9 protein-coding genes are annotated in these 11,147 nt (G+C 40.3%); 6 read left to right on the top strand and 3 right to left on the bottom strand.

The features are described 5' to 3' along the window. Window positions 1–406 (bottom strand): hypothetical protein (locus tag F8S12_RS04460; RefSeq protein WP_196515076.1); only part of this gene is annotated, 406 nt, incomplete at its 3' end. Between the two features lie 551 nt (window positions 407–957). Between F8S12_RS04460 and F8S12_RS04455 the strand changes: the two genes are divergently transcribed. From F8S12_RS04455 to F8S12_RS04430, 6 genes are all read left to right on the top strand, one after another. Continuing rightward, a complete protein-coding gene (locus tag F8S12_RS04455; RefSeq protein WP_196515075.1) occupies window positions 958–1,410 on the top strand; it encodes a plasmid mobilization protein in 453 nt (150 codons plus the stop codon). 157 nt (window positions 1,411–1,567) lie between these two features. Next, entirely contained in the window at window positions 1,568–3,061 is a 1,494-nt protein-coding gene (locus F8S12_RS04450; protein ID WP_230967789.1) for a relaxase/mobilization nuclease domain-containing protein, read from the top strand. Window positions 3,062–3,193: 132 nt separating this feature from the next. Continuing rightward, window positions 3,194–3,331: a hypothetical protein gene (locus F8S12_RS04445; protein WP_196515074.1), complete on the top strand. Its 138-nt coding sequence runs from the start codon at window positions 3,194–3,196 to the stop codon at window positions 3,329–3,331. Between the two features lie 275 nt (window positions 3,332–3,606). Continuing rightward, window positions 3,607–5,760 carry a hybrid sensor histidine kinase/response regulator gene (locus tag F8S12_RS04440; protein WP_230967788.1) on the top strand — a complete coding sequence of 718 codons (2,154 nt, stop codon included), beginning with the start codon at window positions 3,607–3,609 and terminating at the stop codon, window positions 5,758–5,760. A 1,072-nt stretch (window positions 5,761–6,832) separates the two neighbouring features. Continuing rightward, entirely contained in the window at window positions 6,833–7,510 is a 678-nt protein-coding gene (locus F8S12_RS04435; protein WP_196515073.1) for a S1 family peptidase, read from the top strand. Between the two features lie 337 nt (window positions 7,511–7,847). Continuing rightward, window positions 7,848–9,545: an RNA-binding domain-containing protein gene (locus F8S12_RS04430; protein ID WP_196515072.1), complete on the top strand. Its 1,698-nt coding sequence runs from the start codon at window positions 7,848–7,850 to the stop codon at window positions 9,543–9,545. A gap of 14 nt (window positions 9,546–9,559) precedes the next feature. On the opposite strand, the gene F8S12_RS04425 is transcribed toward F8S12_RS04430, so the two are convergent. Next, on the bottom strand, window positions 9,560–10,540 hold the full coding sequence (locus tag F8S12_RS04425; protein WP_196515071.1) for a tyrosine-type recombinase/integrase: 981 nt from the start codon (window positions 10,538–10,540) through the stop codon (window positions 9,560–9,562). A gap of 164 nt (window positions 10,541–10,704) precedes the next feature. Beyond that, window positions 10,705–11,130 carry a hypothetical protein gene (locus tag F8S12_RS04420; protein ID WP_179076812.1) on the bottom strand — a complete coding sequence of 142 codons (426 nt, stop codon included), beginning with the start codon at window positions 11,128–11,130 and terminating at the stop codon, window positions 10,705–10,707. Window positions 11,131–11,147: the final 17 nt, after the last annotated feature.

The raw sequence follows: 11,147 nt of genomic DNA, 5'->3' as shown, positions 1-11,147 counted from the left end.
AGGATAGTTCACTACTATCAGGTGGTGAACTATCTACCTCTACTGCTGGAACATCATTGTTAGTTGTGGTTGAAGAATCAGTTGATTCTGGCTCGGAGTCAGAATTAACTGATTCTTCAACCGCTTTATCTGATGATAAATTACTCGAACTATTCTCCGTTATTGTTGAAGCTTTTTTATGAAAAATCTTCAGACCACTGGCCGCTAGTTCTACCCCATGACCTTTAAACACATCAGAAACATCGTCATAAGAGTAGCCAGCATCTAACATATCTTGAATAGGTTTAGCCAAACTGAGGACTAAATCAGACAGGCTGATAGTCTTAGGAGTTGCCGCTTTCTGTTTGAGACTGGTTTGAATATCTTCTATTTTCGACAAAGGAACAGCTTTCGGTTTGCGAGACATAGCCACCAGTAGTAACAAACCATTCCATTGTAAAAAATTGTGGTCAGAAAAAGTTTAAGTTTTTTGTCGTGATGTGACGAATATCAATAAAAGAGGGTTTGTATCCTCGTGAGGTAGACTAGTCTAAAAAAGCAGTTACCCATGAATCAACACTCTGATATCAAAGGGTGTTGGCAGCATTGTTAAATAGACCCTGCCCTCGGTTACACTCTTGTTGTTGCACAGAGTCAATCGTAGGTCGCCCAAGTCTCGTACTCCCCCCGTCTTTCGTTGTGCCTCCTGGCTCTCGTTACCTCAGTCCTGTCGTGGGGGCATAGGCAACCAATACGCCGTAACGCACTACGTGCTACTTTTACCTTCGGTAAAAGCGGCGTGGTTGCTTGTTGGGGGTGTCCCCCAAACCCCCGAAAAACCATTCTTTTCAAGGGGTTAATAAGTCAATAATAAGTTCCGGGTTATTCGCCTACCTGCGTGGCACTGCGTGCCAGCGCAGCTACAGCGAATAACCCGGTGAAAAATAAAGATTCAGATAGCTAAACACCTAACTAATTATGCAGCCTGACCCCCGTACAAACCTCAGTAATCAACTAGCTGACACATTAACCAATCGGTCAGTAGCACCAGATGAAAAGCGAGAAATAACCATTACGTTTAGGGCTAGCTATGCCGAGAAAGCTAGACTAGAACAACGGTGCAGTGGAGTGGTGCAAAGCGACTATATTAGAGCGAGATTATTTGATTACCCTCTACCACATCCTAAGTTAGTCATTCCCGAAGTTAACCGACAGGCTATCTATGAGTTAAAGAAGATTGGTAACAACCTGAATCAGCAGACCAGAGCTATTAACGAAGCTGTGAAAATTGGTAGCCAACCTTTGACTAACGAGGTGAAATCATATCTGAGAACTATTGAAGAACTGACAGCACTTTTATCACAAACTCGCCAAGCACTCACTCAAGCATCGGTAGAAGGGCAGAGCAATGATTACCAAAATAAAAGCTAATAAATCATTTCGTGGCACTACTAAATATGTAATAGAGAAAGAGAAAGCCAAAATTATTGGTGGAAATATGTACGGTTATTCTACCAATTAACTGGTAGAGCAGTTTACCCTATCAGCCCATCTTAACCCCCAACTTAAAGACCCCTGCTATCACTTAATGCTTAGTGTACCGAAAAATGATAGAACGCTAAATGATGACGAATTAGCTAATCTCTCTCAACGTCACTTGGCATCAGTCATTGTGCTGTCGCAGCTTAAAGGTGATGAATCCCAAGTTAAACAGCCAGATAAAAGGATAGCTGATACCAAACTAAACCAGCTAGTTGATGAATTTATTGAGACAGAACTACCAGCTTATGACTTCTTTATAGCGCGGCACTCAGACAAAGAACACGACCACACCCACATTGTTGCATCTAGAGTTAATAACCTAGATGGTAAATCTATCCGCACTTGGAACAATTACGCCCATTCGGAACACTCCGCCCGACTGCTAGAGCGAGAATTTCAGCTAACCCAAATCCCAAGTAGTTGGGAGAGCAAGCAAAAGGCTATGACTCGTAATCAACTGGAACGAGTCGAACTTTTGGGACTTCCAGGCGAAGAAATAATGCGACGGGCGATTGAGCAAGTGGCAGTAAATAAACCCACAATGCCCCAACTAATTGAGCGTTTATGGAGAGAGCATCAGGTTAAAGCTATCGTCAGTTATTACGGTCACGGCGGGGTTAGGGGTATTAAGTTTGGCATTGATATTGGCTCAGTTAATGAAGATGGTTCGCCCCGACTACTATGGAAACAGGGAGGAAATCTCAATAAATATAAGTGTTCTTTTAAAAAGATTCAAACAGAATTAGGCGTAAGCTATGACCCCAAACGGGACGACAGCGAAATTCAACGCCTGACTAAAATGTTAGAAAATGCTCAATTTATGGGGAATCATCGGCAGAGAATAGACTATTCATCGTCCACTAAAGCTATAGATAATCTCCAAAACTCTGCTAATCAATCTGAATCCATGTCGGAAATGAAATCTTCACTAACTTCTGAGCAAGCATTGGAGTTATATAGGCAATACAGTACTGGTAGTGAACGTGAATTAGTCACAGACCGAGATAAAGCAGTTGCAGCCAAAGCTCTCACCGATGGTCAACCTGCCCATGAGGTTGAAGAAATTTTAAAAGCCAGCCCAGCCTTATGGAGCCAGGAGGAAGCTAGAGCATTGGTGTTAATTGCTGAATCTAATTTAGCATCACAACAACTTAAATCTAAATTATCACCCACAGAACAACAGCAACTCAAGCAGGAATTGTTAACTGTAGCTGTGCCTATCGCTGTGGGTATAACCAATCATATTCTCAAAGATAGTGGTGAAGATAGTCTGAGATTTAAACAATCTACTTTGATAAAACAGGGTAAAGAATTAGTGTATACACATGATACAAGGGGTGAAATATTTCGTGTAGCAGTGGATAAAGTTCATCAAGGTAAGTTAGAGTATTCACCAATTCATGTCGGAGAAGTATTGAGAGAAGATATTGACCTTTGGCACAAAGCATCAGAGGTATTATCAGAATACCTCCAGCAGACACAACCACTTCAAGAGACACAGCCTGTTCGTGAAACAAGGAGTAGAGGATTGTCTTTGTAGATATTGCCGGATAGTTACTTGAGTTGTGATCATAGTAGTCTAAATGAATTATTGAGATTTTATTCAGAAAATATTACCAAAATATTTTTTAGTTTCACGACAGATGTCAACTACATATTGAAGAGTTTCAGCATGAATATTACTACCAGTACACAGCATTTATCATCAAATAATCAACCGATAACGCCGACGGATTCTCTACAATATCGTGCAATTGGGCGGCTATGGGGAAGATATGTTCCTGACCAGGAGCTTTCAGTAATATTTTAATACTAAAATAGTATAGCGATTCTCATTTAAATGAGGTACATCGGTAGGGGCGCACAGCACCCCTGAAGAGATATATCTTCAGATGTGGTTAATTATTTTATGTGTACTTCTCTGTGCAGTAACTGCTATATCAAGCAAGAACAAGAAAAATCCAAAATGAAAATTTAACAGCAAAGCCGCCTTCAGTTAGCTCTTAATGCCGATTTGCGAGCAAATTGGGCTAATTAAAAAATAACTTTACTAGTAAATTTTATAGATTAAAAAATTAAGTGTTTATGTCAGACATAATATCAGGATTGTGGACTAATTTTTTTACATCGGGATCATTTATTCCACATGGGCACTGCTATCTATGGCAAACGAATTTAGTTTGGTTACACATATTATCTGATGCTTTCATTGCACTAGCTTATTACTCGATTCCAGCTACACTCTTCTACTTTGTTCACAAGCGACAGGATTTGCCCTTTGATTGGATTTTTCTGTTGTTTAGTGCTTTTATCGTAGCTTGCGGCACCACTCATTTAATAGAGATTTGGACGCTTTGGCATCCAACCTATTGGGTATCAGGGTTTGTCAAAGCAGTAACTGCACTAATATCTGTAATTACAGCAGTACAACTTGTACCTTTAGTTCCCCAAGCACTGGCACTTCCTAGCCCTGCTCAACTAGAACAAGCAAATCAAGAACTTCAAACACAAATAGGCGAACGCTTACGGGTAGAGAAGGAACTGCGAAAATACCAGAATCATCTCGAAGAAATGGTTGCTGTTCGTACCAATGAAATTACCAAGACAAATGAGCAATTACAACAAGAAATCCTTGAACGCCAACGCATCTTAGAAATTCTTCGACAAAGTGAAGAACGTTACCGTTACTTGGCTGAGGCAATTCCTCAACTTGTATGGACAACTAATCCTAACGGTGAATGTGATTTTTTTAATCAAAATTGGTGCGAATACACTGGGCTAACATTAGAGCAGTCCTTGGGTTCTGGTTGGTTGACTGCATTGCATCCAGATGATATCCAAAATGCTGATGAAGTTTGGTCTAATGCTGTAAAAAATAGCACTATATATAATAATGAATATCGCTTTAAACGGGCTTCTGATGGCTCCTATCGTTGGCAGCTAGCGCGAGGTTTACCACTCAAAGATGAGCAAGGTATTGTAGTAAAGTGGTTTGGAACATGTACAGATATCCACGAACAAAAACAAATACTTGAAGAACGGGCACACCTGCTGGAATTAGAACAAATAGCACGAGCTAAAGCAGAAACAGCCAATCGAATTAAAGATGAATTTTTAGCCGTCCTTTCTCACGAATTACGCACTCCACTAAACGCAATTCTCGGCTGGGCAAAGTTGTTGCAAACCGGCAGGTTAAACCAAACGAAGACATCTGAAGCACTAGCCACAATCGAGCGGAATGCCAACTTACAGGTTCAACTCATTGAAGACTTACTGGATATCTCCAGAATTTTACAGGGCAAACTGACGCTGGATATTACGAAGATTAATCTAGAGTCTACAATATTGTCTGCACTACAGACAATGCGTTTAGCAGCACAAACAAAATTAATTGAGGTAAGTACAGTATTTGAACCCCTTATGGGGGAAGTTATGGGCGACTCTACTCGTTTGCAGCAAGTCGTCTGGAATCTCCTTTCTAACGCTGTAAAATTTACACCCAAGGGAGGAAAAATACAAATGCAATTAAAGCAAGCTGATGGCTATGCTCAAATCATAGTTAGCGATACAGGTAAAGGAATTAGCGCTGAGTTTTTGCCATTCGTGTTTGATTACTTCCGCCAAGCAGATAGTAGCTCTACAAGAAATTTTGGTGGATTAGGATTGGGATTGGCAATTGTGCGTAATATCATTGAGACACATGGCGGCATTGTTAAAGCAGATAGCCACGGTGAAAACAAAGGGGCAACATTTACTGTTAGTTTGCCGCTTCTGCAAGATGAAAACCCAAGCCCGACGGATGAACAAAATGACCCTGTATTCTTAACTTCTAAGTCTTTACCTCTCACTGGCGTTCGGATTTTAGTTGTCGATGATGATGCTGATTCGCTAGATTTTGCTGCTTTTGTATTAGAGCAAGATGGGGCTTTTGTTATCGCTTTATCTTCCGCTTGTGAAGCATTAAAAGCCCTAGCAGAGATAAAGCTAGATGTGTTGGTCAGCGATATTAGTATGCCCGATATGGATGGCTATATGTTAATACGTCAAGTGAGAACTTGGACACCAGAACAAGGTGGACAAATTCCAGCGATCGCCTTGACGGCTTTTGCTAGAAACGAAGACCAGCAAGAAGCACTAAAAGCTGGGTTTCAGATGCATCTATCTAAGCCTTTTAATCCAGAAGAATTAATTTCAGCCATTGCTAAACTTGTTGAAGCACAAGTGTCAGCAATTACCTAAAAAAGGACTTTTTACTTTTAATAAAGCCTCAGCTATTATGTACAAATCGACACTTTTATGTGAGTAGACTTGTATCAAGTTAGGTTAATCACTTATAATTCCTGCTATAACTCCGCCAACGGTACGTTTTTACTCCCCTCCTGGCAAGCCTACTCTATATACACAAGTCGAAAAATTCTCTAGCCACATTTTTGTCAGAGTGAAATTCTCACACTCACCGACATCCCGCCCTGAACTTCAGTTCAGGGCTGATAGCGAAAGTCCACTTGAGTGGACTTGGGCTATGAGACTCGGAATTCATTCCGAGGCGGGATAGAAACGCAGTGTGAGATTTATTATACTAAAAACGGTTTGAAACTTGACTTTTCAATAATAGTTAAAAGTCTTATTAAACAAAGCTTCCAGCCGCTCAAGCAAAAGTCCAGCTATTAGCCGTTTTCAGTATATTCTCTTCTGTCCATTAAGGAACATGAACCACATCAATAGCCCCCATATTCTGGGGGTATTTTTATGGCGTTAGTTGTCGGCATGAGCGCCGGGGCATCAATGAATTGATAAGACTTTGACAGCTACATTACACGTAATAGCCCAAATGTGTAGTGCTGCATGATTCAAGAGCCAAGACGATAAGCCAACTATAAAATTTACGGACTTTAGAAGTATTTTATTTGCACTGATATTCAAAAACTTTCCGCAAAAGATTTTAATTGAGGATGTTATGTGGAAGAATTCTATATAATCAGCTTAATTAAGGTAGTTAAACGGAAAAATTCCCTATAATACCGGAATATGAATGTTATATAGAAAAATTTTGTATAATCACCCTCTAAAGGGTAGTTATGTAAAAAGTTTCCGCATAATAAATAGTTATGCCGATTGAGTTATGAGTTGGGCAATCGCTTGAATCTTGTCCGTCAAAGCCTAGAGCTTAGGTTGCTCGAAGATATTGGTAGAAGCTAGGTGAGATACTGATTATTAAGTGGTGTAAGAACAACCGCTAAATTAGCTGCTTGCTCTCTCAGTTACTAAAGTAGTATATTGTAGTATATGTTGAGGGATAAAAGCTAGCAGTATGATCATCCGACATGATGTTCCAGACCAAAACTCCCTGGTTAATGAAGATGATTACCCAGGCATTATCACTTTTTTCAAGGGCGACGGTGCAGGAACACTTATCACTCCATTATGGATTCTCACTGCTGCACATACTGCAAGAAATATCCCGGATAATCACACGATATTGATCGCTAACAATAACTACATCATTGAAACAATTGTGCCACACCCAGATTTTGTGGGAGAGCAACCGGGAGATGTAGACGATATTGCACTAGTCAAACTTAATTCACCTGTCAATAAGATTGGTACATTTGACTTGTATGAAGGTGAAACCGAATTGGGGCAAGAAGTGCTGCTACTGGGTCGAGGCGACTATGGTAATGGACAGCTCGGCACAATCGGGACAGATAAGAGGCTTCGCAAAGCCACAAATTTGATTGATGAAGTGGACGACCATTGGATTAAGTTTCGCTTTGATGCACCCCCAAATTGCACCTCAATTGAGGGAGTATCTGGGATTGGTGATAGTGGTAGTCCAGCCCTGATCGATGAACAAGGCAAACTTCTAGTTGCAGGTGTAAGTTCCTGGCAAGACCATGAGGATGAGGCGTATGGGCTTTACGGGGCAGTTGAATATTATACAAGAGTTTCACGATACACTGCATGGATTTGCTCAGTGTGTGAGAGTTAATGGATCGCTTCGGCTTTGGGGCATAACAACCCAGTGGAGCGGACGTACAGAGCCTTCATGCTTCACTTTTGTCATTATGCAGCTTGAGTTACTGGTGAGCGTATAACTTGAAAATCGCTACTAAGATGCAGTTGAGCCACCCAACCATCTCATTTTACACCGACAGGATCAAGTTACACGTTAGAGCCATTACGTGTAATTGCTGCCTATATATATTGATCTAACGCGATCGCTTTTTTGGCATTGAGCCGACAATCGTGTAATTTGGGGATATCATAACAGTACAGTTTTGTCATAAATAGACCTAAATCCACGGATAACACTGGATTCAAAAGTTATGAGGATCAAAGACCAAGACTCAATAAGAGAAATAATAGCTGCTTGTAAAGTAACGCCAAGTGAGTATCTTGAAAGCGAAGAAATTGAATTTAAAGAGTATAGGGATACTCAAGCACTGCATAATGCTAAAGATTTAGCTGAAGAAGTTTCAGCATTAGCCAATTTTCGCGGTGGAATTATCATTATTGGAATTAAAGACAGTTCTAATGTAGTTCATAAAAATTGGATCAGTCAACTTGTTGGTTTTGAACGTGGGGACGTTATTGAAATTGAGCAGCGTCTAAAAGGAAAGCTAAAACCATCTCTGGAAATATATGTTGAATATTTAGACTTTGAAAGTAAGTTTTATTTGATTATTCATGTTCCACATCGACGAGATTCTTTGATAACCACATCAAGTGGTAAGGTTTGCATTAGAGATGGAAGATCAAGCCGTCCTATGGAGCCTGATGAAGTGAGGACAGCAGTAAATAATTTACAAAATTATGATTGGAGTGCAGATTTATTAGATTTAAATGTGATTGATTGCTTAGAAGCTAGTGCATTGGATGAAGCTTATGAAGATTATTGTAGTAGAAAAAATTATCCTGTAGAATCTCAGCCTAATAAATCTGCTTTCTTAGAGGCAATTGGGGCTACAAATAACGGATATCTCACAAAAGCTGGACTATTATTTCTGGGCAAATCGGATTTTATAAGACAATGGCTAGGCATTTACGAATATAGATTTAGTTGCAAAACCAGATCGGGAAAACTTCTTCTAAATAAGGTATGGGAAGAATGTATTTGGAAGTCTATAAAGTTCGCTAAACAAGACTTTAGCATCTGCAATGAAAATCAAGAAATTAAATTTAAAGATAAAATTTATAATGTACCGGTTCTTGATGATATTGCATTTCACGAAGCCTTTATTAATGCTATTGTCCATAGGAATTATTCAATAGATGGAATGATATCTGTTGATTTTGATTTTGCAAAAATAACTATTACTAATCCAGGTAGCTTCTATGGTGGAGTTACATCAGAAAATATTGTAATTCATCAGCCAAGACATCGAAATAAAGCTTTGGCTAGACTCCTGATGCAGTTTCAGCTTGTTGATAGAGCTGGAATGGGTGTTAAGAGAATGGGTCTAGGTTCTTTAATATATGGAAGGGAATTTCCGAAGTTTGGAGAATCATTTGATTGTGTAGAAGTTGCTATGCAAGCAGAATCAGTTTTGCCAGGAATATTTGTTTTAGTACAAGCTAATCCTGATACCTATGGGTTAATCGAATTGATTTTAATTAATAGTCTGTATAGGAAAGGAGTAATTTCTGTGAATGAAGCTCAGAAAAAGATTCGCTCCCTTTCAACAAATGCTTGGATATCTTTAAAAGAGTCAGTTGAGAGTATAGAACAACTTGAGTTTTGCGGAAGTAAAGATGGAGTTTATATACGTGTAAACCCTAAATGGAATGAATTCTTCGATATAAGAAAAACTTTTTCTGTGACAACAACTTCAACAAAACACGTTAAATTGTACGATTATTTAATTGAATTTGGAGAAGCATCAAATGATGATCTAACAACTCTCCTAGAACACAAGAATAGTACTTACACAAGCAAGTTTCTCAAAGATGCAGAATACGTTTATCGTATTGGTAGTTCAAGAAACTCACGTTGGCTACTTAAAAAAGATGGAAGTGAAAAATAAAAAATTTTATGTAATCATTGATTTTTCCGCCTACTGTAAGGCACATTCAGCAAATCAATCGCCCGTTTCTTAGCTGCTTCCCCACGCCGATCATACTTACTTGTAGTATTTGGCGACGCATGACCTGCAAGTTTCGCTATGGTGACGATATCTGCCCCCGCATCCAATAAATTACCAATAAAAGTTCTTCTAAAATCATGAGGTGTAAACGCATCCACATCAGCTTTTTCCCCGCGTCGTTGCAATGCTCGCAACACCCCCTGCTCACTCATCCGCCTTGGTATAATTTTCTTTGCCTTATTTAGGGGATAAAATAGTGGGCCTGGTGCTTTGCCCCGAATCAGCAGCCAATCAGCAACAGCTTGCACACTAGCTTCAGGTAAGTAGACAATTCGTTCCTTCCGCCCCTTAGCTTCACGTATTGTTAGTGAACGACTACGCGGCTTAAAATCGCTTAAATCAAGAAATGTTACCTCACTGCGACGTAACCCTACCGTCAAAACGGCAAGCAGTGCCGCATCTCTCCTTCCCAATGTTGAGTCATCTTGAATACAATCTGACCAAAGTGCTGAAATTTCTTCAGGATCGATTTCTCGCCCTTTCAGCAAACTCTGACCCCGCACGGACTCAATATCAGCCGCTCGTCCATACTCATCCGTGGACATTAACCCTAACCGCCAAGCTTCCTTGAGCGTCCGCCGCAATGCACATAGCATTTTGTTCGCCATCGCTGGGCTATATTTTTCCATCAGCACTGACCTCACCGCAGCAGTATGCTGGTAACGCAACTTTGACCAATCCAAAGTGCTTGCATCACAACTGCCATTAGTCAGCAGTTGGGCGATCGCGTTGAGCGCTTCCCGCATCGTCCGCCGGGAACCTTCACCTAGACTGTTAAGGTAAACTTCAGCTGGGTGTAAAGTTAGCGGTACTGGTTCAGTTAACGCTAGCGATTCAGGATTGAAGTTATTTTTAGCGATCGCTTTGGTGTTCACGGGCTGTCTAGTAGGTGCTTTGAAATAGATCCTCCCTCAAATGTGGCTTGCTGTATACCTCCTAGCCCCTACGGATTGCGAGAATGAACTTTCTCTACACCTATTTGCGTTAGAAGGCTTTCCAAACCTAGATATTGTGTCTGTGTCTGCTATTGGACTGATTGCTACTTTAGTTTTTTAGCCAAATTAGCTAAACGAGTAATGCTAGAGCGAATGTTACCTGCTTCCTTGCGGCTCTTCAGCCGTTTTTTGGCTTCTTTTAGTACTTGTTTCATGACTGTATCTTTTTCTTTGCAAGTAACATAAAAAGCTTCCAACAGCGTTTCAACTGTGATTTTTTCTTGGTTGCATAGATCATCGAGTTCTTGCTTGATTGCAACTTCCAAACGGACAGGTACTCTAGGCGCAATTTCAGGGAAGTTCGCTAGTTGCTCTTCTAATAAAGTGAGTTCCGAAACGGAGCTATCAGCAGTCGAGGTCACGTTAACATCACTTGTAGGTGAATCCTGCTGTTGTGGAGCTAACACATCTTCTCGTGGTGCAACTGTTGGTGCAACCGCTCTATTTCTGATTTCATCTAGAATATTCATGTTTTCACCTATTTGTA

The organism is Nostoc sp. WHI (assembly GCF_015714725.1).
GTDB lineage: Bacteria > Cyanobacteriota > Cyanobacteriia > Cyanobacteriales > Nostocaceae > Nostoc.
The sequence above is the reverse complement of the archived record's forward strand: the minus strand, read 5'-3'. Positions and strand labels throughout refer to the sequence as shown.